At 32.4% G+C, this 25,698-nt stretch carries 29 protein-coding genes; 4 read left to right on the forward strand and 25 right to left on the reverse strand.

Annotated elements, in window-relative coordinates:
* Positions 1–10: 10 nt before the first annotated feature.
* The 16 genes from upp to CD135_RS05210 form a co-directional block, all read right to left on the reverse strand.
* Positions 11–640 (reverse strand): uracil phosphoribosyltransferase, encoded by a 630-nt coding sequence (gene upp, locus CD135_RS05135; protein ID WP_016998902.1) that lies wholly within the window; start codon positions 638–640, stop codon positions 11–13.
* A gap of 21 nt (positions 641–661) precedes the next feature.
* Positions 662–1,903 (reverse strand): serine hydroxymethyltransferase, encoded by a 1,242-nt coding sequence (locus CD135_RS05140; protein WP_016998901.1) that lies wholly within the window; start codon positions 1,901–1,903, stop codon positions 662–664.
* A gap of 24 nt (positions 1,904–1,927) precedes the next feature.
* Positions 1,928–2,452 carry a TIGR01440 family protein gene (locus tag CD135_RS05145; protein WP_103268935.1) on the reverse strand — a complete coding sequence of 175 codons (525 nt, stop codon included), beginning with the start codon at positions 2,450–2,452 and terminating at the stop codon, positions 1,928–1,930.
* Entirely contained in the window at positions 2,449–2,886 is a 438-nt protein-coding gene (gene rpiB, locus CD135_RS05150) for a ribose 5-phosphate isomerase B (RefSeq protein WP_016998899.1), read from the reverse strand. The genes CD135_RS05145 and rpiB overlap by 4 nt, the downstream gene beginning before the upstream one ends.
* An 86-nt stretch (positions 2,887–2,972) precedes the next feature.
* A complete protein-coding gene (locus CD135_RS05155; RefSeq protein ID WP_016998898.1) occupies positions 2,973–3,389 on the reverse strand; it encodes a low molecular weight protein arginine phosphatase in 417 nt (138 codons plus the stop codon).
* Positions 3,386–4,432, reverse strand: coding sequence for an L-threonylcarbamoyladenylate synthase (locus tag CD135_RS05160; RefSeq protein ID WP_103268936.1), 1,047 nt, complete (start codon positions 4,430–4,432; stop codon positions 3,386–3,388). Before CD135_RS05160 ends, CD135_RS05155 begins: the two co-directional genes overlap by 4 nt.
* 91 nt (positions 4,433–4,523) lie before the next feature.
* Positions 4,524–5,378, reverse strand: coding sequence for a peptide chain release factor N(5)-glutamine methyltransferase (prmC, locus tag CD135_RS05165; protein ID WP_103268937.1), 855 nt, complete (start codon positions 5,376–5,378; stop codon positions 4,524–4,526).
* On the reverse strand, positions 5,365–6,441 hold the full coding sequence (gene prfA / locus CD135_RS05170) for a peptide chain release factor 1 (protein ID WP_016998895.1): 1,077 nt from the start codon (positions 6,439–6,441) through the stop codon (positions 5,365–5,367). Before prfA ends, prmC begins: the two co-directional genes overlap by 14 nt.
* On the reverse strand, positions 6,434–7,033 hold the full coding sequence (locus CD135_RS05175) for a thymidine kinase (RefSeq protein WP_016998894.1): 600 nt from the start codon (positions 7,031–7,033) through the stop codon (positions 6,434–6,436). The genes prfA and CD135_RS05175 overlap by 8 nt, the downstream gene beginning before the upstream one ends.
* Before the next feature lie 115 nt (positions 7,034–7,148).
* Positions 7,149–7,403, reverse strand: coding sequence for a type B 50S ribosomal protein L31 (locus CD135_RS05180; protein WP_016998893.1), 255 nt, complete (start codon positions 7,401–7,403; stop codon positions 7,149–7,151).
* A gap of 110 nt (positions 7,404–7,513) precedes the next feature.
* Positions 7,514–8,830, reverse strand: coding sequence for a transcription termination factor Rho (gene rho / locus CD135_RS05185; RefSeq protein WP_103268938.1), 1,317 nt, complete (start codon positions 8,828–8,830; stop codon positions 7,514–7,516).
* A gap of 423 nt (positions 8,831–9,253) precedes the next feature.
* Positions 9,254–10,681 carry an aldehyde dehydrogenase family protein gene (locus CD135_RS05190; RefSeq protein ID WP_103268939.1) on the reverse strand — a complete coding sequence of 476 codons (1,428 nt, stop codon included), beginning with the start codon at positions 10,679–10,681 and terminating at the stop codon, positions 9,254–9,256.
* 197 nt (positions 10,682–10,878) lie between these two features.
* Positions 10,879–11,208, reverse strand: coding sequence for a winged helix-turn-helix transcriptional regulator (locus CD135_RS05195; protein ID WP_016998891.1), 330 nt, complete (start codon positions 11,206–11,208; stop codon positions 10,879–10,881).
* Between the two features lie 68 nt (positions 11,209–11,276).
* Positions 11,277–12,533, reverse strand: coding sequence for a UDP-N-acetylglucosamine 1-carboxyvinyltransferase (locus CD135_RS05200; RefSeq protein WP_016998890.1), 1,257 nt, complete (start codon positions 12,531–12,533; stop codon positions 11,277–11,279).
* Positions 12,534–12,709: 176 nt separating this feature from the next.
* A complete protein-coding gene (gene fdaB, locus CD135_RS05205; protein WP_016998889.1) occupies positions 12,710–13,567 on the reverse strand; it encodes a class IIb fructose-bisphosphate aldolase FdaB in 858 nt (285 codons plus the stop codon).
* An 85-nt stretch (positions 13,568–13,652) separates the two neighbouring features.
* Positions 13,653–14,006, reverse strand: coding sequence for a response regulator (locus tag CD135_RS05210; protein WP_016998888.1), 354 nt, complete (start codon positions 14,004–14,006; stop codon positions 13,653–13,655).
* Between the two features lie 60 nt (positions 14,007–14,066).
* Here CD135_RS05210 and CD135_RS05215 point away from each other — a divergent pair, with 60 nt between their 5' ends.
* The gene (locus tag CD135_RS05215; protein WP_103268940.1) at positions 14,067–14,594 is read left to right on the forward strand and encodes a DUF2529 family protein; all 528 of its coding nucleotides are present in this window, start codon (positions 14,067–14,069) and stop codon (positions 14,592–14,594) included.
* A 254-nt stretch (positions 14,595–14,848) separates the two neighbouring features.
* On the opposite strand, the gene CD135_RS05220 is transcribed toward CD135_RS05215, so the two are convergent.
* The 3 genes from CD135_RS05220 to CD135_RS05230 all read right to left on the reverse strand — a co-directional run bounded on the left by CD135_RS05220 (position 14,849) and on the right by CD135_RS05230 (position 18,089).
* Positions 14,849–16,453 carry a CTP synthase gene (locus tag CD135_RS05220; RefSeq protein WP_016998886.1) on the reverse strand — a complete coding sequence of 535 codons (1,605 nt, stop codon included), beginning with the start codon at positions 16,451–16,453 and terminating at the stop codon, positions 14,849–14,851.
* Between the two features lie 143 nt (positions 16,454–16,596).
* On the reverse strand, positions 16,597–17,124 hold the full coding sequence (rpoE, locus tag CD135_RS05225) for a DNA-directed RNA polymerase subunit delta (RefSeq protein ID WP_016998885.1): 528 nt from the start codon (positions 17,122–17,124) through the stop codon (positions 16,597–16,599).
* A gap of 104 nt (positions 17,125–17,228) precedes the next feature.
* Complete coding sequence (locus CD135_RS05230; protein ID WP_103268941.1) at positions 17,229–18,089, reverse strand: GNAT family N-acetyltransferase; 861 nt, start codon at positions 18,087–18,089, stop codon at positions 17,229–17,231.
* A gap of 151 nt (positions 18,090–18,240) precedes the next feature.
* Between CD135_RS05230 and CD135_RS05235 the strand changes: the two genes are divergently transcribed.
* From CD135_RS05235 to CD135_RS05245, 3 genes are all read left to right on the forward strand, one after another.
* A complete protein-coding gene (locus CD135_RS05235) occupies positions 18,241–19,845 on the forward strand; it encodes a BCCT family transporter (protein WP_103268942.1) in 1,605 nt (534 codons plus the stop codon).
* Positions 19,846–20,004: 159 nt separating this feature from the next.
* Positions 20,005–20,628, forward strand: a complete 624-nt coding sequence (locus CD135_RS05240) for a pentapeptide repeat-containing protein (protein ID WP_103268943.1) — start codon at positions 20,005–20,007, stop codon at positions 20,626–20,628.
* An 18-nt stretch (positions 20,629–20,646) separates the two neighbouring features.
* Positions 20,647–21,417, forward strand: coding sequence for a TrmB family transcriptional regulator (locus tag CD135_RS05245; protein WP_103268944.1), 771 nt, complete (start codon positions 20,647–20,649; stop codon positions 21,415–21,417).
* 73 nt (positions 21,418–21,490) lie between these two features.
* Here CD135_RS05245 and CD135_RS05250 read toward each other — a convergent pair whose 3' ends face one another.
* The 6 genes from CD135_RS05250 to CD135_RS05275 form a co-directional block, all read right to left on the reverse strand.
* On the reverse strand, positions 21,491–22,024 hold the full coding sequence (locus CD135_RS05250; protein WP_103268945.1) for a hypothetical protein: 534 nt from the start codon (positions 22,022–22,024) through the stop codon (positions 21,491–21,493).
* Complete coding sequence (locus CD135_RS05255) at positions 22,021–22,641, reverse strand: ATP-binding cassette domain-containing protein (protein ID WP_103268946.1); 621 nt, start codon at positions 22,639–22,641, stop codon at positions 22,021–22,023. Before CD135_RS05255 ends, CD135_RS05250 begins: the two co-directional genes overlap by 4 nt.
* Positions 22,638–23,336 (reverse strand): hypothetical protein, encoded by a 699-nt coding sequence (locus tag CD135_RS05260; RefSeq protein ID WP_103268947.1) that lies wholly within the window; start codon positions 23,334–23,336, stop codon positions 22,638–22,640. Before CD135_RS05260 ends, CD135_RS05255 begins: the two co-directional genes overlap by 4 nt.
* Entirely contained in the window at positions 23,336–23,989 is a 654-nt protein-coding gene (locus tag CD135_RS05265; protein ID WP_103268948.1) for a hypothetical protein, read from the reverse strand. The genes CD135_RS05260 and CD135_RS05265 overlap by 1 nt, the downstream gene beginning before the upstream one ends.
* Positions 23,976–24,773: a hypothetical protein gene (locus CD135_RS05270; protein WP_103268949.1), complete on the reverse strand. Its 798-nt coding sequence runs from the start codon at positions 24,771–24,773 to the stop codon at positions 23,976–23,978. The genes CD135_RS05265 and CD135_RS05270 overlap by 14 nt, the downstream gene beginning before the upstream one ends.
* A gap of 211 nt (positions 24,774–24,984) precedes the next feature.
* The gene (locus CD135_RS05275; protein WP_016998874.1) at positions 24,985–25,647 is read right to left on the reverse strand and encodes a DUF2750 domain-containing protein; all 663 of its coding nucleotides are present in this window, start codon (positions 25,645–25,647) and stop codon (positions 24,985–24,987) included.
* Positions 25,648–25,698: the final 51 nt, after the last annotated feature.

A 25,698-nucleotide genomic window follows, 5' to 3' on the forward strand; every position in this document is an offset into this window, starting at 1 on the left:
CCTCCTATTATTATTTAGTGCCAAACAGACGGTCGCCTGCATCACCAAGTCCTGGTGTAATGTATGCATGCTCGTCTAATTTTTCATCTAAAGCGGCAATATATATATCTACATCTTCATGTGCTTCTTGTAGTGCCTTAACCCCTTCAGGTGCAGCAACTAATCCCATAAAGCGGATTTTAGTAGCGCCACGATTTTTTAATGATTGAATAGCTTCAATCGCAGATGCACCTGTAGCAAGCATAGGATCTACTACAATAATTTCACGTTCTTCAATATCTTGAGGTAACTTAACAAAATACTCTATTGCTTCAAGTGTTTCTGGGTCACGATATAAACCAACGTGGCCAACTCTCGCAGCAGGTACAAGTTTCATAATACCGTCTGTCATACCAAGACCAGCACGTAAAATAGGAATGAGCGCTAATTTCTTACCTGATAATCTTTGCGCTGTCATTTTTGTAACAGGTGTTTCAATTTCTACGTCTTTTAAATCAAAATCTCTTGTAACTTCATAAGCCATAAGCATGCCTACTTCGTCAACAAGTTCTCTAAATTCCTTTGTTCCAGTTTTTTTATCACGAATATAGCTCAATTTATGTTGAATGAGCGGGTGATTAAAAACATGTACTTTACCCATAAGGCAATCCTCCAATAACTATTATTTGTTGTAAAGTGGGAACTTAGAAGTTAATGATAATACACGTTCATGTGCTTCTTTTAATGTAGTTTCATCTTCAGGATTTTTTAGCACTGTCGCCATTATTCTACCAACTTCTTCCATTGCACTTTCATCAAATCCACGAGATGTAACAGCTGGTGTACCTAATCGAATACCACTTGTTACGAAAGGCTTTTCTTGATCAAATGGTATTGTATTTTTATTACAAGTTATGCCTACTTCATCTAAAGCATTTTCAGCAACTTTCCCTGTAATACCAAGAGAACCTTTAACATCGACACAGATTAAATGGTTATCTGTTCCACCAGATACAATACGTAAACCTTCTTCTTCTAGTGTAGCAGCTAACTTTTGAGCATTCTTAATCACTTGTTTTTGGTAATCTTTAAATTCTGGTTCTAATGCTTCACCAAATGATACAGCTTTACCTGCAATGACATGCATTAATGGACCACCTTGGATACCAGGGAAAATGATTTTATCGATTTCTTTAGCATATTCTTCTTTACAGAAAATCATGCCACCACGAGGTCCTCTAAGTGTCTTGTGCGTCGTAGTTGTAACAAAGTCAGCATATTCTACTGGGTTTTGGTGTAATCCAGCAGCAACTAAACCAGCGATATGAGCCATATCTACCATTAATTTAGCGCCTACTTCATCTGCAATTTCTTTGAAACGTTTAAAATCAATTCCTCTTGGATAAGCAGAAGCACCAGCAACTATTAATTTTGGTTGAGTTTCTTTAGCTACTCTTAAAACTTCATCATAGTCAATTTGTTCATTTTCTTTAGACACGCCATACTCCACAAAGTTATATAGTTTACCACTAAAGTTAACTTTAGCTCCGTGAGTTAAATGTCCACCATGACTTAAATTCATTCCAAGTACAGTATCACCTGGTTCTAAAGCAACAAAATACACAGCCATATTTGCTTGTGAACCAGAATGTGGTTGTACGTTAACATGGTCTCCACCGAAGATTTCTTTTGCGCGTTCTCTCGCTATATCTTCTACGATATCAACATGCTCACAACCACCATAATAACGACGACCAGGGTAACCTTCTGCGTATTTATTAGTTAATACAGAACCTTGAGCTTCCATCACCGCTTCAGAAACAAAGTTCTCAGACGCGATTAATTCTATGTTGTTATTTTGTCTGTCGAACTCTTTCTCCATTGCTTCGAAAAGTTTTTCGTCTTGCTTTTTAATAAATGACATGTACAATCCCTCGCTTTTAAGAATTTAATACTTTGCTCTTTCACCGCCAATTAATTTTGGACGGCTTGTTGCTACTGTTACTACTGCTTCACCGATTTGTCTAGTTTCAACTGATATCGGTACTGCTACATGCTTAATATGCATACCAATTAATGTTTGACCAATATCAATACCTTTATCGCATTTGATATGTTCAACTAATACAGGATCATCCATATGTTGATATGCATAGGTTGATAAGCTGCCTCCAGCATTCCGTTGTGGAACAACAGAAACCTCAGTCATTAAGTAGGGATCAAACAGTTCGCGTTCGATTGTAATAGCTCGATTTATATGTTCACAACCTTGAAATGCAAAATGAACACCTGTCTCTTTATGTATTGAATCAAGCGTTTCATACAATTCTTTCGCAATCTCTGCTGAACCATTCGAGCCTATTTTTGCCCCTCTAATCTCTGAAGTAGAACATCCTATAATACATAGTTCATTTTCATTAAAAAATTGTTTAGACTTAAGTTCATTGATTAATTGTATTAAATTATTTTTCATGAACAATCGCCTTCAATTTTATCTATGCGTTTTTGATGTCTACCGCCTTCGAACTCGCTCGTCAACCAAGTTTTGACGATGAGAAGTGCTAATCCTTCACCGATGACACGTTGGCCTAATGCTAATACGTTTGAATCATTGTGTTGCCTTGTTACTTCCGCAGTAAAAACATCATGCACAAGTGCACAACGTACCCCTTTTACTTTATTAGAAGCAATCGACATACCAATGCCAGTTCCACAAATTAAAATACCTTTATCGAAATTACCATTTGCTACATTTTCTGAAACAGGTTTAGCATAATCTGGATAATCCACTGATTCACCTTTATGTGTTCCAAAATCTTTATATTCAATGTTCATTTCTTCTAATAATTTTTTAATTGCTTCTTTGTATTCAAAGCCTCCATGGTCTGCTGCAATAGCTACTTTCATCTTCCCACCTCCCAATTTGTTTATACTTTCATATTATAACGTATTTTTCATGCGTGATATAGCTATTATACAAATTATTTGTATTCTTAATTACTCTGTAATAATTCGATTATCAATTTCTTAATTTCTTCATAAGTATTTCTATACACACCTATTTGCTGTCCAATTGGATCTACTACGTCTCCAGCTTTTCCACTCGTATAATGTTTTAATGAATCAATATTTTTATGTTCATACATGGATTGCAATATCGATTTGTGATTTTCTGTCATAGTCAAAATTAAATCTGCATCTAAATCTGCATCGCTAAATTGTTGCGCTGATTCAGGAATCGGTAAATTATTTTCCAATATAATATCCATTGATTGTTGAGATATCGGTGCACCGTTAAATGCTGAAATACCTCTCGAATGTATTTCGTAATCAGGCATCAAATCTTTAGCTATAGCTTCTGCTAATGGACTTCTACAAGTATTACCTGTACATACAAATATTATTTTCACAATTCATCTTCCCCTTTAAATCTATGTCCGCTTGCTTTATCTATTCTATTCATTAATGCAACAGTTTGATCTGTTCGTTCATAACCATTTATCAATATATGTTCAATATCATTTAATTGGTCTGCGATTCTTAATGCATCGTACAAATCATGATGAGCACCTTTAATATCATTTTTATTTTTTCCTAAAGGAATAAATTTAATGGTTTCAGGAACTAAATGCTCTATGCTTCTTGGACCAATAAAAGCTAGTTTTTTACTATTTAATAAATTAAGGTCGAGCGGTTTTGTTATACCACCCTCTATTAACGTTACTGGTTGAGAAGGTGCATAGTGCTGATATTTCATTCCTGGGGCAATTGGTTTATTTATATCTATTTTTTTATCTATAATACTATTCGGCAAAACCTCATTAATCATTTCAGCAGTTATAGACCCTGGTCTTGCTATTTTAAAAGGAAAAGTCGTACAATCTATTACTGTACTTTCTATTCCTTCATCTATATCTTCAGCTTGTATAATTCCATAAATCCTCGTATTTAAGTCATGTTTTACATGTTCAAATTTTGTAGGCGAAGGTCTCCCACTTAAATTTGCACTTGGAGCTGCAATTGGTAAATTGACTAATTGCAAAATCTCTCTTCCAATAGCATGACTAGGCATTCTTACAGCAACTGAATTCAACCCTCCCGTTACTCTATCATCTAAATATCCTGACTTATATGGAACGATAAATGAAATTGGACCTGGCCAAAAAGCATCCATCAACAATTCTGTTTCTTCTGAGATATTTTCTGTAAAATCTTTTAATTGATTTTTATTATGAATATGAACGATAAGTGGGTTATCAGATGGACGACCCTTAGCTTTATAAATATTTTTAATCGCTTCTTCGTCTTTTGCATTTGCTCCTAATCCATATACTGTTTCCGTCGGCAAAGCTATAAGTTGATTTTGACGGTAACCATCTATAATCTGATTGATGTGTGGATAACTAGCTAAGTTATGAACAAACTTACGCACATCCCAAACATATGTTTCCAAGGCTATACTTCCCTTCCTCATCGTATTTACTGTATACAAATAAAAGTTATACACATTTCGTGGATAACTCAACCCTTTTGTGCATAACTTATTAACAACCCATCCAATTAAATTGTATCATACGATTCTTTTGATTTATATCTTTGATAATTGCCAAATTTTTAACTTTATAGTGTTCATGGATATATGATTTTAAAATTTCACCTTGTAAATGACCGATTTCAAATATGACTAGTCCATCTTTTTTCATCACTTTATCTAAATCATTTAGTATGCGTTTGTAAATAGCTAAACCATTGTTTTGTGTGAATAAAGCAAGGTGTGGTTCATATTCCAGTACGGTTTCTGACATTTCTACTTTTTCTTCGTAGCTTATATAAGGTGGGTTTGATAAAAGTACATCGACTTTAATGCCATTATTAATCAGAGGTTTCAAAGCATCGCCTTGAAGAAACTCAATTTCTGCTTGATTTAATCGAGCATTTTCTTTCGCAACTTTTAATGCATCATCGCTAATATCAGTTGCAATAACATTTAAATTAGTACGCTCCTTCTTTAAGCTAATTGCAATAGCCCCTGTGCCTGTTCCAATATCGCAAACTGTTTGTTCGTGTTGATTTATAGTATTTAATGTTTGCAAAACTAATTCCTCAGTTTCAGGTCTAGGGATTAGAACATCATTATTTACTATGAATTTTCGTCCATAGAACTCAGCAAATCCAACGATGTACTGTACGGGTTCCCCTAAATACATTCTTTCTCTATAAGTCAAAAATTTCTTAAGTATATTATCTGGTACTGGCTCTTGTTGTTTTAAAAGGATTTGTGTTCTGGACAAACCAGATATGTCTTCTAATAGCCAATCAGCACGAGAAGTTTCTAACCCTCGTGCTGATAAAGCTTTATATGTTTCAGTTAATAATGTATAAAAATTATAATTCTCCATTGTTTAAATCTTCCAATTTCTCTGTTTGTTCATGCATCGTTAACGCATCTATAATTTCACCAATTTTACCGTCCATTATTTGATCTAATTTTTGAATTGTTAAACCTATGCGATGGTCAGTAACTCTGTTTTGTGGGTAATTATATGTTCTAATACGTTCAGAACGGTCACCTGTCCCAACAGCTGATTTCCTTTTTTCAGCATATTTGGCATGTTCTTCACGAACCATCATATCAAAAACTCTTGCTTTTAATACTTTTAGTGCTTTTTCACGGTTTTTAATTTGTGATTTTTCAGAAGATGTTGCAATAATACCTGTAGGTACGTGTGTAATTCGCACAGCTGAGTCAGTCGTGTTAACGTGCTGACCACCTGCACCACTTGAACGATAAGTTTCAATTTTCAAATCTTCACTACGAATATCAACTTCCACGTCTTCAGCCTCTGGTAATATAGCAACAGTCGCAGTTGAAGTATGAACTCTACCACCCGATTCAGTTTCTGGAACACGTTGCACACGGTGAGCACCATTTTCATATTTTAATTTACTAAACGCACCTGTCCCTTGAACAGAAAAACTGATTTCCTTATAACCACCATGATCGCTTGGGTTTTCTTCTACTACGTCTATTTTGTATCCTTCCATTTCAGCAAAACGAGAATACATTCTAAATAAATCTCCAGCAAATATTGCAGCTTCATCTCCACCTGCTGCACCACGTATCTCAACGATTACGTTTTTCTCATCATTTGGATCTTTCGGAATAAGTAAGAACTTCAACTCTGACTCTAATTCTGGGATGCGATCAGTTAAACTGTTAATTTCATCTTTTAACATTTCTTGATCGTCTTTGTCATCTGTTTCTTCTAGCATTACTTTCGCGTCTTCGATATCAGTTTTCACTGATTTATATGTTCGATAAACGTCTACTGTTTTTTGTAAATCAGATTGTTCTTTAGAATACTCCCTAAGCTTATCCGTATCAGATACAACATCAGGATCACTCAATAGTTCGTTAAGTTGTTCATATCTATTTTCTACGATTTCTAATTGATCAAACATTTATATCACTCCTTGTTTCTGTTCTTATAATATGATGATCTCTACATCTCGGTTCATAACTTTCATCTGCCCCTACTAAAATAATAGGATCATTAATATGAGCGGGTTCCCCGTTAATAAGCCTTTGTGTGCGACTGGAAGGTGATCCACAAACAGCACAAACAGCCTGTAATTTAGTTACGATTTCAGCGACTGCCATCATTTCAGGCATAGGTTCAAAGGGCACACCTTTGAAATCCATATCCAGTCCTGCTACAACTACACGATAGCCTTCTTCGGCTAATTTTTGTGCAACTGCAACGATTTCATTGTCAAAAAATTGAACTTCGTCAATACCAATTATATCAATACCTTGTAAATCGTGCTTTAAAATTTCACTTGAATGTTCAATGCTTATAGCATCTAATTGATTACCGTTATGAGACACGACTGCTTGTTCACTATAACGATTGTCGATAGCCGGTTTAAATACTTTAACATCTTGTTTAGCATACAAACCTCTTCTGAGCCGTCTAATTAGTTCTTCAGATTTACCACTAAACATACTTCCGCAAATACATTCTATCCAACCGGAATGGTAATTTTCGTACATATTACTTGTCCACCTTTTTCAACATAATCGCTTAATTATATCATATTATAAATTTCTGTTCTTAATTTTTACAAAAAAAGCACCCTTTAAAAAGGATGCTTGATGCGCTTCATGATTAGTTGTTTGATTTGAAACCAAATTTTTTGTTGAAGCGTTCCACACGACCATCCGCAGATGCGAATTTTTGACGTCCAGTATAGAATGGATGTGAATCAGAAGAGATATCTAAACGGATAACTGGGTATTCGTTGCCATCTTCCCATTCCATTGTTTCACTAGAAGTACGAGTAGAACCACTTAAAAATTTGAAGTCTGTAGTCGTATCTAAAAAGATTACTTTATGATACTCTGGATGAATTCCTTGTTTCATTTCTTTCAGCTCCTTTGCCCTGAACCATCTGGAACAGAGTTTATTTGTGACTTATTCACTCAATACTTACATATTATATATGTTGAGTAATTAAATTGCAACCTTAAATTTTATATGATGGACTTGCCAGTTTTAGCACTTTCTAACATAGATTTTCTTAAAACTTCAAAGAACTCTTCATTAGTTTTTGTGCGTTTTAATTTTCTTATAAAACGTTCTGCAAAATCATTTTGGTCCGTAAATAGGTTTCTTAACTGCCATACCATTTCTAATTCTTTTGGATCAAGTAACAATTCTTCTTTACGTGTTGAACTTCTTCTTATGTCAATTGCAGGGAATACTCGTTTCTCTGATAATTTACGATCTAAATGAAGTTCCATGTTACCTGTACCTTTAAATTCTTCATAAATCATATCATCCATGCGTGAACCAGTTTCAACAAGTGCAGTTGCTAAAATTGTTAAACTACCACCCGCTTCAATATTTCTTGCAGCGCCGAAGAAATGTTTAGGTCTGTGTAAAGATGCTGGATCTAAACCACCGGATAAAGTTCTACCACTTGGTGGAATAACTAAGTTATATGCACGTGCTAATCTCGTTAATGAATCCATTAAAATGATTACGTCTTCACCAATTTCAACAAGTCGCTTAGCGCGTTCTAATAACAACTCAGCTACTTTGACATGGTGTTCTGGTGGCTCATCAAAAGTAGAATTCACTACTTCTGCTTGTTCTACAGATCTCTCAATATCTGTAACCTCTTCAGGTCGTTCTCCAATTAATAATACAAATAATTTCGCATTAGGTTGATTTATTGCAATAGCATTAGCGATTTCTTTTAATAATGATGTTTTACCTGCTTTAGGAGGGGCAACTATCATTCCACGTTGTCCAAGACCAATTGGTGTAATTAAATCCATAATTCTTGTTGAATAATTTTTTTCTGTTGTTTCTAATTGGATACGTTCTTGTGGGTATAAAGGGGTTAACGCTTGAAAGTGTGGTCTTTTTTTAACTTCTTCTGCATTTTGATCATTCACAAAATCTACTTGTAATAGACCGTAATACTTTTCATTTTCCTTAGGTTTTCTAACTTTACCAGTTACTTTATCACCTTTTTTTATTTCAAAACGTCTTATTTGGCTAGCTGAGATGTAAATATCTTTCTCACCTTTAGAGTAGTTAACTGTTCTTAGGAAACCATATCCATCAGGTTGTATATCATCTAAAATGCCTTCCATATAATAGTTTCCGTCTTTCTCCATTTGTGCTTCCATAATGGCTAAGACAAGTTCTTTTTTATTTAATTTACTATAGCTACTGATTTTGAGTTCTTTAGCCTTAGTTGTTAATTCTTTAGTTGTATAATTCTTGTATAATTCGTGAAACGATTCATACTGAGGACTTGTTCTGACTCTTTCTGCCATGATATTGACACCCATTTCTTAAAATCTATTTATTACTTTTACCCAGATTTACAATCTGCCATTAAACTATAGCATTTTTTTACGTTTAAAACAAAATATGTTGTGAACTTTAATTAAAAAATACTTTTATATGGTAAAATATACCTAAACATCTATTTTTATCTCTTTTTATAGTAAAATTATACTAAAATTTGTTACTTCAATCGTGAAAATAGCTTAAAACATCAAGAAATAATACATTATTTTTGTAATTATAACTTAATTATACAATGTGAATTTACTCAATTTTGAACGTTAGTAGCTGTTAATTTCCAAATCCTAATTACTATTTATTAAAAAACCAGCAACTTTCTATTTTGATTAAGAAAGTTGCTGGTTTTAATATTCACAGGAATAATTTATCCTGTATCATTTTTATAATACTTATTTAAAGTAGCCTGGTATTGCTTTGACTTCTAGGAATTCTTCTATACCATAGTCTCCCCATTCTCTACCAATACCTGATTGTTTATAACCACCGAATGGTAAGTCAGGTTTTCTACCTGCGTCATTTAACTCGACAGTTCCTGCTTCGATTGATTTAGCTACTTTTCTAACTTGATCTGTATCATTACCATAAACATAAGCTGCTAATCCGTATACTGTATCATTAGCAATTTCAATTGCTTCATCTAAATCTTTATAGGTAATGATTGTACCTACCGGACCGAATATTTCTTCTTGAGCAATTGTCATATCGTTTTTAACATCTGTAAACAATGTCGGTTTTATGAAATAACCTTTTTCTAGTCCTTCAGGTTTGCCTACTCCACCTGCTGCTAGTGTTGCGCCTTCATCGATACCTTTTTGAATATAACTTTGTACTGTATCAAATTGTTTTTTAGAAATAACTGGACCAATATCTTGTCCTTTTTCTCTAGGTTTACCAACTTTTACATTGTTTATAGCTTTTGTTGCAGCTTCTATAAATTCATCTTTAATACTTTCAGGTATAATTGTACGAGTTGCTGCTGTACAAACTTGACCAGTATTTAAAACAAATTTAGCTACTGCTCCTTTAGCTGCTTTTTCGACATCAACATCATCTAAAATAACTAATGGTGATTTACCACCTAATTCTAATGAAACTTTCTTGAAGTCTTGTGCAGCTTTTTCCATAATTTTTCTACCAGTTGGGCCTGAACCTGTAAATGACATCATGCGAACATCTGGATGCTCACTTAATGGATTACCTACACCTTCACCATCGCCATTTACTAAGTTGAATACACCTTTTGGTACTCCAGCTTTTTCAAATATTTCAGCTAAAATGATAGCTGCAAACGGCGTTTCTTCTGATGGTTTTAACACTACAGGTGAACCTGCTGCAAAAGCACCAGCTAATTTTAATGATGTTTGGTTAGTTGGGAAGTTCCATGGTGTAACTAAACCTGCAACACCAATACCTTCTTTAACAACTAAGTCATCACCACGACGTTCTTCAAATTCTATTCTATCTATCGCTTTACTTGCTTCTCTAAAATGATTTAATCCCATTTGATAATGAACTGATTCTGATTTTTCTATCGGTGAACCAAGTTCATCTGTCATTGCATCTATTAAATCTTCTTTTCTATTTTCATACTCATCAGCAATTCTTTCTAATAATGCTTTTCTTTCTTCTACTGATGTGTTTCTAAATTTTACATATACACTTTTTGCTGCTGCTACAGCATCGTCAACATCTTCTTTGTTACCTGCAGCAATCTTACCTGCAACTTCTTCAGTTGCTGGATTGATTACGTCAAGAGTTTGACCACTATGACTATCTACCCATTCGCCATTAATATATTGCTTTACATCTTGTCTCATATATTATCTTCTCCTTTATAGTCATTACATTATTTATTATAGTATGTTATACCCACTTTTTTAAAATAATGTGTTTATAGAAATAAAAAAGAAGTAGGACAGAATTCTAATTTTCCAATCAGATTCCTGTCCTACTCCTATTTTCGTATCTTAAACTTAAATAATTTTTAGATAAGTTTATAAAACAAAACACTGTTTTATGAATGGTTTTCCTCTAGTTCTACATTGCGTTGCGCCCACTCTTCTAATGGGACAAGTGCTTGCGCTAATTCGTAACCTTTGTTAGTAAGATGATATTCAACTGATAGAGGTGTTGTTGTCACAACTTTCTTTTCTACTAATCCCCATTCACTTAATTCAGTTAGTTTGAGGGATAAAGCTCTTGGTGTAATACGTTTCAAATCTCTCTTCATATCAGAAAAATGAGCTGCTTTGTCATTACAACGAGATAAATAATTGAGTATTAAACCATTCCAACTACGCCCGATAACTTTAAAAGTTTCTTCTAAGTATGGACACATTTCCATGTTACTCACCTCTTTTACTTCATACTCCTATATTACTACATTTTATATATAAAGTATATATTTTATACTCAAACTTCTTCAGTCCAAATATCTGCCCCTAAATGTTTTAATTTGTCTACTATACCACTATAACCTCTATAAATATGGTTAACATTATATACAGTTGTAACGTCTTCAGCAATTAATCCCGCAATTAATAATGATGCACCCGCTCTCAAATCACTAGCAGCCACACTGGCACCTGTAAGCTTTGATGGATAATATATAGCTGTTCCGTTTTCTAAATTAACTTTTGCTCCCATTCGCAATAATTCATCAACATGTTTAAACCTTGCTGGGTAAATTGTTTCTACTACTTTACTTTGTCCTTTTGCTTTTAATAAAAGCGGTGTGAATGGTTGTTGTAAATCAGTAGCAAAACCTGGGTAAACTGATGTTTGAATGTCTACAGGTTTATATTCATCCCTACCTCTAATAATGATAGAGTCTTCTCCTAATTCAATCTCAGTGCCCATTTCTTTTAATTTCGCAATCAGAGGTTCTAAATGTAGAGGGATGATGTTTTCAATCAATACTTCTTCTCCCATAGCAGCTGCTGCACACATATATGTTCCAGCTTCTATTCTATCAGGAATAATTGAGTGATTAGTTCCATGTAAATTCTCGACACCTTCAATTTTTAAAGTATCAGTACCTGCGCCTCTAATTTTTGCACCCATATTGTTTAACAACGTAGCAACATCTACTATTTCAGGTTCTTTAGCAGCATTTTCTATAACTGTTTTACCTTTAGCTAAGCATGCAGCTAACATGATATTAATAGTTGCTCCAACACTTACAACGTCCATGAAAATTTTTGCCCCAGTTAATTCTTCAGCAATTAAATACATAGCACCTTGTTCATTCGTTACCTTAGCACCTAAAGCTTCAAACCCTTTAATATGTTGATCGATTGGTCTCGGACCAAGCGGACAACCTCCTGGCAAACCAATTACACACTTTTTAAAACGCCCAAGCATTGCACCCATCATATAATAAGAAGCTCTTAATGATTGAACTTTATTATTAGGTAATGGTAGATTAACCGCATCACTTGAATCAACAACGATTTGATCACCATTTAATTCAGTTTTTATATTTAAATCTCCAAGCAGGCTCATTAATGTCTTAACATCTGAGATATCTGGCAAGCCGTCTAGAGTTACAACATCATTGGCCATTAAACTAGCAGGTATTAATGCAACCGCACTATTTTTGGCACCACTAATTTGGACTTTGCCATTTAGTTTTTTTCCGCCTTTGATTTTTATTACTTCTTGAGACATATGTTTACTCCTTTACTTCATCGTCTTAGAGAATGCATACTCTCTCAACATGAATAATATGATAATTAATTCCATTATATACTATTCAATAACATAAACGCAAAAACGTAAAAAGTAAATAGTAAGAAATAAATTCATAAAAAAAAGACCTTGAAAAAGGTCTTTTTTTAAATAAATTAAGCTTGGTTTGAAGTACCAAATTCTTGGATTTTACCTTGTACAGTTGCTTTAATCGCTTCACGAGCAGGTCCTAAATATTTACGTGGATCGTAAACTTCACTGTCGTTGTTTAACACTTCGCGAACTGCTTTAGCCGAAGCTATTTGGTTCTCAGTGTTAACGTTGATTTTAGCTGTACCGTATGAGATAGCTTTTTTGATATCGTGTGTTGGGATACCAGTACCACCGTGTAATACTAATGGTAAACCAGTTGAAGCACCGATTTCTTCCATTTCTTTAAATCCTAAGTTTGGTTCACCTTTGTAAGGTCCATGAACTGAACCTAGTGCTGGAGCTAATGTGTCGATACCAGTTCTTTCAACTAGTTCTTGACATTCTTTAGGGTCAGCATAGATAACACCTTCAGCGATTACGTCGTCTTCTTGTCCACCAACTGTTCCTAATTCCGCTTCAACAGAAACACCGTTAGCGTGAGCATATTCAACAACTTTTGACGTGATTTCAATATTTTCTTCAAATGAATGATGAGAAGCATCAATCATAACTGAAGTGAATCCAGCATCGATTGCTTCTTTACATTTGTCGAAACTTGAACCATGGTCTAAATGAATAGCTACAGGTACTGTAATGCTATAATCTTCAATTAATCCTTCAACCATTTTTACGACAGTTTTGAAACCGCCCATATAACGTGCAGCTCCTTCAGAAACACCTAAAATAACTGGTGCATTTTCTTCTTGAGTAGCTTGAAGAATCGCTTGTGTGAATTCTAAGTTATTTAAGTTGTATTGACCAACTGCATAACTATTTTCTTTCGCTTTAATTAACATTTCTTTCATTGAAACTAAAGGCATTGAGTTTCCTCCTATATGTGCAAGGCACGAATATTTACAAACTAATTATACCAAATTATTTTCATATTTGCATCTTTTGAAAGCCCTATCCTAAATGTTTTCTTACAATTTTCATAACTTCTTCAATTGTAAACGGCTTCATTAATACACCAGTTATATTGTCTTTAGTGAGCGTCTCTATATCTGTAGACGTTTGGAAAGCCGAAATGATATAAACTGGAACATCTGGATTTGTTTCTCTTATTTTAAATAAAACTTTTTCTCCTGATATACCCGGCATTCTTTTATCTATAAATATAAGTTTATATTCATTTTCGAGAAATTTATTTATACCTTCTTGGCCATTTTCAGCTGTATCAACATGATATTGATTTAACTCAAAAATTTCCTTTAATAATTGTCTTATATTTTTTTCATCATCTATAATAAGTACATCCATTGAAGATACCTCGCTTTTTATATAAAATAAATTTATTATCATTTAAAGGAGAATGCAATAGTGCTTAAAATTTTTAATACACAGCTGAACGGCATTTTTAGTAAAATAGATGCACAAGAAGAAGAAATCGCAATTGCTTCACAATTACTTATGCAAGCTGCTGGTGGTGAAGGTAAAATCCATATAAAAACTTTTGATGAGGCTAATCACCTTTCATCATTTATAACAGATAGCAAAGAAAGTTTGCCTCAATCTCAAACAATGTCTTCATTAACAGATATAGATTCCATCGATACAACGGATCGCGCTTTATTAATTGCGCCATTCTTTACTGATGAATTAAATACTTGGATAGAGAAATTAACTGATAAAGATGTTGATTTTGTTGTTATAGCGAATAAAGACAAAGAAAATAAGGCCCACGAAACTTTAATGCATTATATTGATTTATGTACACCACGACCAATCGTACCTACAGCTGATTACAGCAAAATTATAACACCACATATGATGGCAATAAATTACATACATTATATCATGTATGCTGAAATGTATGAGATTACTCAAGACTTAAATGAAGAAATATAATAAGCAAATGTTGCAAGACAAACGCCACGTGCAACATAGAACGTCAGAATGTTGCTAGACAAGCGTCACGTGCAACATAAATTCTCCTTATTGACAAGACTATCGAGAAAAGTCAATAAGGCCCTCGTTATTGACACGTTTGGTGAGAAAAGACAATAACTTGCCCGATACAACCTAAAACTGAGAATCCTTAAAAAAGAAGAGTCTGGGACATAAATAATTGTCCCAGACTCTCTTTAATTTAAAACCTATAATTATTGTTGATGATTAATACTTGCTTCTACAAATCCATGGAATAATTTTTGTGGACGTGTAGGACGAGATATAAATTCTGGGTGGAATTGACATGCTACAAACCATGGATGATTTTCTAATTCTACAATTTCTACTAATCTTCCATCTGGGCTTGTACCAGAGAATCTCATACCGTTTGCTTCTAATTTTTCACGGTAATCGTTATTGAACTCATAACGATGACGGTGTCTCTCTTCTACTTCTGTTTCGCCATATACTTTATGTGCAATTGTCCCTTCTTCGATTTTACATGGATAAATGCCTAATCTTAAAGTACCACCTAAATCTTCAATGTCTTTTTGTTCTGGTAATAAGTCGATGATTGGATAAGGTGTATTTGGATTTAATTCTGCTGAATGTGCATCTTGTAAACCTACTACGTTCCTTGCAAATTCAACTGTTGCTAATTGCATACCTAAACAAATACCTAAATAAGGTACATTGTTTTCACGAGCATATTGAATTGCTAAAATCTTTCCTTCAACACCTCTATCTCCAAAACCACCAGGTACTAAAATACCATCAACATCTGCTAATTCTTCTTTATAATTAGTTGAATCTAAATTTTCAGAGTTAATCCATTTAATTTCAATATCTTTTTTAAAGTCATAACCTGCATGTTTTAAAGACTCAGCTACTGATAAATAAGCGTCTTGTAAACTAACATATTTACCAACTAATCCTATTTTTACAGAACCATCTAGATTACGTACTGTTTCTAGTAATTGATTCCATTCAGTTAATTCTGCTTCTGGTGCTGCATCTAATGATAAACGATTAATAACGATATCATCCATATGTTGTTCTTGTAATGCAAGTGGGATTTGATAAAGTGTATCTGCATCTCTACATTCTATTACTGATTGTTTCTTAATATCACAGAACAATGCAATTTTATCTCTTAAATCTTCCGTCATTTCATACTCAGTACGAACAACAATTAGATCTGGCTGTATTCCTAAGCCTCTTAGTTCTTTAACACTATGTTGAGTTGGTTTTGTCTTCATTTCACCAGCAGCTTTAATGTATGGAAGTAAAGTACAGTGAATATACATAACGTTTTCTCTTCCAAGATCACTTTTAATTTGTCTAATTGCTTCTAAGAATGGTAATGACTCTATGTCACCTGTTGTACCACCAATTTCTGTAATAACAACATCAGCATTTGTACTTTCACCCGCCATTAACAATCTTGATTTAATTTCATTTGTAATATGCGGTATAACTTGAACAGTACCACCTAAGAAATCCCCACGTCTTTCTTTTTTAAGTACGTGTGAATATACTTTCCCAGCTGTTACGTTTGAATATTTATTTAGATTAATATCTATAAATCTTTCATAATGTCCTAAGTCTAAATCTGTTTCAGCGCCATCTTCTGTTACGAAAACTTCACCATGTTGATAAGGACTCATTGTCCCTGGATCGACATTTAAATATGGATCGAATTTTTGTATCGTTACATTAAGTCCTCTATTTTTAAGTAATCTTCCTAGTGATGCTGCTGTAATACCTTTACCAAGAGACGAAACTACGCCACCTGTAACAAATATGAACTTTGTCATGTCCTTACCTCCATTTGATAATTAAAAAATAAAAAAGCTCCCACTTACATTAATTAAAATGTAAGATGGGAGCTATAGTTTATACGTTTGTCCTATTTAAAGGAGCCCAAATAAAATATTACCATCTTTTAATGAAAAGTCAATTATAATTCTTCTTCTTCCTCTTCTTCCTCGTCGTCGTCTTCTTCCTCTTCTTCGTCAACGACTAACCCAGCTTCATCTAATTCATCTTCAACTTCTTCATCTTCTGGATCTGCAGGATCATTTAATCCTTCTTCATCATCTTGAGCGATTGTTATATCAACATCTTTAGTTTTATCTTCTTCACCTAATAATGTGATGCCTGTATCTTCTTCATCATCTTCATCTAACACGTTGAATTTTTGAATAGTTGGTGCTATCTTCTCTTCGATATCTTCAACTGAATACCAGTCACGAAGACCCCAAATATTCTCGCCTACACTTAAAAAGCGTCCATCTGTATTTAAATCTGTATAAAATTGTAGGATACGGTTTTCAATTTCAGAATCTTTATAATTACCGATACGTTTAAACTCATCAACCATGTCATATAAATTTGTTTCTTTGCTATTCTCACTTAAGTAAATATAAGCCATTTCTATAAATGAATGTTCATCGACCATTTCTTTAGTAAAATCTTTTAATTTCATGCTTTACTCTTCCTTTCAACAATCGTACTATTGTCGCGCATTAATATTTATAATCATAACAGTTTACGATTATAATTGACAAGCTGATTTTTAGCAAATGTTTGTTAATAGTTAATATATTTCATCAACTTAATATAATCGTCAGCTTTTTGTATTTCAACAAAGTTCGCTTTGTAACATAATGCTTTTAATTTATTGTTTGAACCAAACAGAGATATGTGCAACTCTTTCTTGTCTGGGAACTTCCTTCTTACGAAAGTACTAAGTTGTCTTAATGCACTTTCAGCTATACCTTCTTTTCTTTCGCTCTCTTCAACTTCTATACTTCGAATATCAAAGTTATCACTTTTATGTTCTAAAACAATAATGCCCACTTTTTTATTATCTTTCATTAAATGTATGTTTATAAATTCATTATCGTAGTCGTCATCATGTAATTCTAGTTTTAACGAAGATACATACTTAGAATCTAAATCTAAATAATACAATCGTTCTTTGCCAAGTGGTCCTTCTTCTTTAGTTGCGGTATGCATGAAGCCTGCTCTTTCATACAAGTTCCATGCTGCCTCATTTTCAGCATCTACTACTAAAAATAAATGATCAAAATCAGGAAACACTAATTGTACATATTCAGGCAAATTCATCATGATTGTCGTACCATAACCATTACCTTGATATTTTTCATTGATTGAAAGTGAACGAATATACACAACATTTTCTGGTGTTTCATAACCTTCATGCTGATAATATTTATGTAAAACGAAGAAACCAACTATTTCATTGTCTCGATTAACTACGACATTTGGTCTTCTATCAGAATCTTGTATCGCTTCATCTAGAACTTCTTTAGGTAGTGAAGAATATACTTGTTGACGCTCATTTAATTGAAATTCAGATAGTGCTGTTCTCATACTTTCTTCAAATGGTTTAATAAAAATATCACCGAACTGTTTTTCTTTAATCATTTACGATCCCCCCGTTGATTTAAATATATCATAACCAATTATAAGTTACTTCCGCAATTAAGAACCTTTTATTTATAAAATATGTATGTTATCTCTATAATTTTTAGGGTACTTGAATATAGACTGTTAAAGTTTAAAAAGGGGGAAAACAATGAGTCAGTCGAATGAACAACCAGATAATCAGAGTAACAAAACAACGTTAGTGTTCTGGGTATCCATGTCTATAATCATATTAATCACTTTATTAGCCGGAGTATTTCCTTCAGGCTTTGGAAAGTACGCCAATATTTTATATGGATGGATATCCAATAGTACGGGATGGTTATTCCTTATTATTGTATTTGTTTTAGATATATTTTTAATAGGGTTAGCTATAACTAGATTTGGACGTTTTAAGTTAGGTAGAGATGACGAAGAGCCAGAATTCTCATTCATATCATGGGTTGGTATGCTGTTTTCTGCAGGCTTAGGTGTAGGTATCGTCTTTTGGGGCGTTGCCGAACCGATGACACATTATTTAAAATCACCTCTTCCTAATGAAGTAGACGGTAGTACATTAGAATCAGCAAGATTAGCAATGGGATATACATTTTTCCATTGGGGTATATCTCAATGGTCAATCTTTGCTATGGCTGGGCTAATCGTAGCATTCTTCCAATTTAGAAAAAGAAGAAATGGCCTAATTTCTACTGCTATGGAACCAGTATTTGGTGAAGCTTATAAAAAGCCATATAGAAATGTCATTGATGTGTTAGCGATTGTAGCTACTGTTATGGGTATTGCTACTTCAATCGGTTTAGGTATTATGCAAATCGGTGGAGGGCTTAATCATGTATTTGATATACCCAACAATAATTGGACTAAAATTATTATTACTATCATTATGACATTAATATTCCTAGGATCTGCCGCTTCAGGCTTGAACAAAGGCGTAAAATGGTTAAGTAATTCAAACATTTTTATATGTTTTGCATTACTAGTATTCATTCTAATTTTAGGACCAACACAATTTATATTTGAAACATTCACAGTTGCAATTGGCGATTATATCACGAATTTTGTTCAATATAGTTTAAGATTAAATCCATATGAAGGAGATAATTCTTGGATACAACAATGGACAGTGTTCTATTGGGCATGGGTGATTGCATGGTCTCCATTTATAGGTGGATTTGTAGCTCGTGTTTCTCGTGGTAGAACAATACGTGAATTTGTAATCGGTGTTCTAATTATACCACCACTTATCTCAATGAGTTGGATTGCGACATTCGGTGGAACAGCAATGTATCTTGTTATCAATAAAGGTGCAAGTATAGCAGAAGATGTTAAAGGTGATTACACAGTAGCACTCTTCTCATTATTATCACACTTCCCTCTATACGAGTTCACAAGTATACTAGCGATTATTTTAATTTTCTTATTCTTAGTTACGAGCGCTGATTCAACTACATTTATTCTTTCAAGTATGTCGGACAGAGGCTCAATTACACCACCATTCAAATACAAATTAGTTTGGGGTATACTGATTGGAGCTATATCAGTCGCAATGACGTTAGCAGGTGGTTTAGAAAGCTTACAAACTGCTTCCATCGTCGCCGGTCTTCCATTCGCATTCATACTCTTTATGATGATATTCTCTATCATGAAAGCATTACGAAGAGAGCCTACTAAGCATTTCAAAATGACTTATATCGATGACGACACAGATTTTTCTAAATCATTAGAAGAACGTGAAGACGAAGAAAATAAAAAATAAAAAATATATACACTTTCACATAGAAAATTTGAATTTCTATGTGAAAGTGTTTTAATTTATACTTAACTTTCTTATCATTATATTTATAGTATAATGAATAATAATTTATGTCGTTATATTATTAAGGTACAAACGCATATTATAATAAGGAGTACATTCATGAAAATTATTCAACCAAAAATAAAGAAAGAATTTGAATATGAACCTGAAGAACACTATACACTATTACAATCTTCTTATGATTTATATTTTAACAAAGCGCATATTGAATTCGATGAAGACACAACGCAAATGGATACACTATATTTTAACCAATGTACGTTTGAATCTATTGATTTTACAAAAATACATGGGCTTGACCTTGTGTTTCATGGCTGCGACTTATCAAATTGCCAGTTTGAAGACGCTTCATTAAATAGAATACAATTTAAAGATTGCCGTATGATTGGTGCGACATTTACTGACTTAACACTTAAACATGTCCAATTTTCAAATTGTCAGTTAAAGATGAGCCAATTTGTTAATTGCCAATTTAACCACGTTTTATTTAATGATAATCAAATGTCTGAAACTTACATATCATTCTGTAAGCAAAAAGCTCTTGAAATTAAAGATTGTAGTTTAACTTCATTAGAAGTAGTAGAAACATCTTTAAATGGCGTTGATTTATCATCAAATGAAATAGAAGAACTTGTAATACAGCCTACAGATTTAAAGGGCGCTACTGTTTCGGAATACCAAGCCTATGACATACTCCCTTTATTTGGAGTCAAGGTAACTTAAAGTTAAAGGATGATCAGCATGAATAAAATGATAGATTTATTAAAACAATTTGGTTTAAGTGAATATGGATCAAAAGCTTATATTTATTTAGTACAAAACCCAGGTATTACTGCATACAAATTAAGCGAACTATCAAGCGTACCCAATTCAAAAATTTATGAATCATTAAATAAATTAGAAGAACAAGGACTTGTATACTATAATTTACAAAATCAAAAAAAGTTTTATTATGCTATTTCACCTAAACAAACAGTAGAATTATTTGAGAAGAAACAAAATAATGCATTGATTCAATTAGAAGAAGAAATGGATAAATTAAATATCGCAAATCAAAATGACGCAATACAAATAGAAGTTTTAACAAACGCATCAAACATATATAGTAATATTTCAGAAACGGTTAAAACTGCAAAAAAGCAAATAACTGTTTCTATTTGGCCAGATATATATGAAGTCATAGACAAAAATGCGCATAAAGATATTCATATCCAAGGAATGACTTTTCAAGTAGATAAACCAGGACACGATTTAATCAATCACAGATATACCAATTATGTTCAAAGCTCATTGACCCTTAAACCATTTATCGTAATCATCGATAATCAATATATGATTTACGGTCAAACACCAGATGATGATATGCGTGCGTATATCAGTCGAGATAGTACGCAAATTAAAATGATGAAAGATTACATTTGGCACGACGTTCTTGTGAATTTATATATAAGCAAGTTCGAAGAAAATATAGAAGACGAAATACCCCTTAAGAGAAAAAGATTTTTCTCTTAAGGGGTATTTTAATGGAAAAATTATTTTACTACGTCGGGATGTAGTAACTACCTAAGTAGTTAGTAATAATGTATCAAACTATCTTCCCACCGTCAACACGAATCGGTAAATATAATTTCTTTAACTTATGACCATTACGGTCGAGGTAAGCTAGTTCTAAATCATTTTCTCCATCAGGATCTATTGGTGTATATCTAAATGTAACGTGTCCCTCATAAACATTATGCTTATCAAAGTATGGTCTATCCGGCACAAGTCTTTTACCTTTTTTCGTTTTAAATTCATCAGACTGTTGTAAGATTTCATCATTAACACGTAAAAATAAACTTGCATAAATATTATTATAATATTTATCTGGATAGGCATCCTTTTTAACTACTTTGATATCAGCACTTAAAAATATCTCTTTATCTTTAACTTTATAACTCAAATTACTAAATTTCATTGTTCCAAAAGTTATATTATGCGTTTGATTAAGTTTAATTTTCTCTTCCTTAAATTCATAATCTTGAAATTCTGCGTTTACTTTACGATACTGAATGAATCCTAATATAACGAGAACTACAAATACAATTAAAGAAGATAATAGAATTACTTTATTTTTCATTCTAATGCACCTGCTTCTATATGAACAACCTCATCTACAACACTTTCTATGTCTTCAAATTGATGTGAAGCAATCAGTATTGTACATCCTTGCTGTTTTAATTTTTCAAAGATTTGAACAAGTTTCTCAATACTCTTTCTATCCAAAGCATTGGTAGGTTCATCTAAAACAATTAACTCTGGTTCCCCCATTAGCATTTGAGCGATACCTACTTTTTGTTTCATACCTAGTGAATATTTTCTAACTTTTCTTTTATCTTTATAATCTAATCCAAGTTCTACTAAATATTTAGTCATTTCATTGATATCTGTTATTCCTTTTAATGCAGCTACTAATTTAAGATTTTTTAAAGCCGTAAATTCAGTTATAATGCTTGGTTTTTCTATAAATACACCGACTTTAAGAGGGTATTTTGAGCCAAATTTAAGCGGTTCATTATTAATCATTACTTGCCCATCAACTTTAATCAATCCTAATATCGCCCTTAAAAGCATTGTCTTGCCAGAACCATTACGTCCTTTAAATCCATAAACTTTTCCACGCTCAATTTCTAAATTAATATTTTTAAGCAATTGATTGCGTTGGTGTTCTTTTGATACATCTATTAATTTAATCATACTTCATCATCACCTCTTTGAAATTTCATGTGATGATCACGTCCTAATTCAAAAACCAATAACATATTCACCATAACAATAGATAGCACACAACATATAAAATTTATGTAAGAAACGCCTTGTATTCTTGAAAATAAAGATGTATTTAAAATGTTAAAATCTAAATCAAATCTTGTTGTGGCGATAATCCACATCAACGATATTAAAAAGCTTATATAAAATTTATAAGCAATGTAACTCCAAATAAATACAATCATTAAGAAATAAACACTTATTATTAAGTTCAATAAGTGAGTTACATTATGCGAAAATTCTCCGTCAATAGCAGAAATGGTAAACCATATACCTAGAATATAAATTAAACTCATAATGAATGATATGATGATAAGAACCATCCATCTTCCCTTAATATTTAATAGCATTTGCCACTCTACAATGTAATATTGATAAAGAACATGTATAAAGCGATAAATGAAAAATATGGCAAGAAACATAATCATTATGTACAACCCAGGTATCCTATATAAATGCACACTTAACTCAGCTTCATTATTACCACGAAAAATAAAATTCCATAAACCATCTCTTAAATATGGTCTGAATAGCATTAGTACCAAAATAAATATTCCGTTTATAATCATGAACGTTTTCCATAAACTTTGTATAATACCAACAGTAAATTTTAGAATATTCATCACATTATTTCCTTTTTCATAATAGTCCATTCAACAATTAAATAGACAAACACTATAAATAACAATTGATATATCATCCACGACCAAGAAATTGAAAATAATTTCTTTGAATCAAGAATTAACCAATTCCATTTTCCACTTTGCATTATGACAAAATCTAAAAGCACAAGCACATTTACAAGTAATAATGATATTGCACGATTAAAAAACCTTAAATATAAAGTAAGTGACAATAATGAAATCGTAAAATTCCCTACTATCATCAAGCAAGCTGTTACAATAAACACTATATTAAATTGAAGTTGAAAGTTCATAGCAACCATACTTGCCAACATCATTTCGATACTTATTAGCAAAGATATAAAACCGACATATAACAATACATCTATCTTTAAATAATTTCTATATCCAATAAACACTTTATGAACAAGTTCATTTCGGTAAAACACAATCGTCATAATGGTTAATATTGGTAGAACAACATAAGTAAGCGTAAACTTTCTTAATAATAAATTTGTAAATTGAAAATCATCAGAAGGAAAATACCCGACGTTTCCCTTCTGATAGAAAATCATTAATCCAAAGAATAAAATATGCCACGCTAGAAATTTTGTATTAATCAATGATGTAAATCGATATTTAATCAAGTTCATATTTGCGCATACCTCTTATATAGAAATAAATTGATAAACTGATAAACAATATGAAAGTCAAGACAATCGGTAAAAATTCGAAATACATGAATTCCGTTCGTCCCGTTAAGAAATATATTGGAGGAACTACATATGGTTTATATGATAAATTTGTTAATATAATCAATAAAATTTGAAAAATAAATGGACCAATCATTGCCAAAATTCTATTATTCGTATATATAGAAAGAGTTATCCCAAATATATTCATTATTGCCCCCCAAATACCAGCCAATAAAATATATAATAAGATATATAATAATGGCATTGTATAGTATAAAGGTACACTTAATGTATTTGAGCTATGAATTCCTATTAGATTATTAGTATATCTTTCTGGCGATATATTAGGTAATATTAAAAATTCACCTATAAGATTCATTAATAAAGGAATTATTACAAGAAGCGAAGCAATAATACTTGAGTATAAAATCACCTTTATATCTACTGATTTATTCACATGATACATATAAGCATGATGTAATAAATGTTGCTTACGATCTTGTATAAAAATATCACTTACACCTATGGATACAGCTAAAGGCATAATCAATAGATAAACCGTTTGTAAAGCACTAAACCCATCAAATAATAAAGATCGTGTATATGGTGTGTTTTCTAATACTACATAGATACCATAAGTTTGATAAGCATTGTATAAATGCAATAGAGCAATTATCGTTAAAAGGATAAATGCTATAAATAGTTGTAACCTTAATATGCGTAATTTCCTATATTTAAACATTATTATCACCTTTATGTAGAAGCTCTTTAGTGGCATAATTTTCTACTATTTAAATCTTGAACTTTTTTTACATTATTTTACATTTTAATCTAATTAAAGTTCTTTTACAACAATGCTTTAATTTATTTAATTTAATTATTACCAACTTATTCAAGGCATAAAAAAAGACTTTTGCTATTTAGCAAAAGTCTAAAATTAATATTTTATTCCCTTAACAAGGCATCGCGTTTAATACTACTTTAGGATCTGTAACTGTACCAATCATTCCCGGTTTTAAGTTCACACCTAATGCAATATTATCTTGTTTTAAATCTTCTAGCCATTCTTCAAATACTTCAGTTTCTACTTCGATGATGTCATATTCCTCAAAATCATTGCGGTGTACTTTTTCTACAAGTTTTCTTGTACTCCACACTGTCATCATATTTGGTAGGCTGCTGTCTTCTTCTGAAACGATAATAAATTGCTTTTGCCCTTTTACTGTTAACCCGTATACGTAGTCTTCATTGCAAATATCTTCAGCAAATTCTTCAATACGAATATCATCTAACTCACTCATGATTTGTTCGATAAATCTTATCGCTTCGACTTCTGTACCTGAAAATTCTTCATAACGGTCTACTATGAATCGGTCACCTTCGTCTAATATATCGTCCATTTCATAAGTTACAAAGCGGTCTAGATCTAATTCCATCACTTTTTCGTATGTTGTAATGTTAGTTTCTTTTAAATACTTTTCTGCGTATTCTTGTTTTGACCAAATTAAACGAGTATTTGTATCTGCATCTCTTAAAATTCTTTTATCTGTTAGAACAACGTAAAATTTTTCTTTCGTTAATATTTGTTTGAACATAGACATATCCTGGATAGCCATTGTTATACCACCCTCTTCTTTATATTTAATACCAATAAAATATAGTATATT

The sequence above is a fragment of the Mammaliicoccus lentus genome, from assembly GCF_002902755.1.
In the GTDB taxonomy this organism is placed as follows: domain Bacteria; phylum Bacillota; class Bacilli; order Staphylococcales; family Staphylococcaceae; genus Mammaliicoccus; species Mammaliicoccus lentus.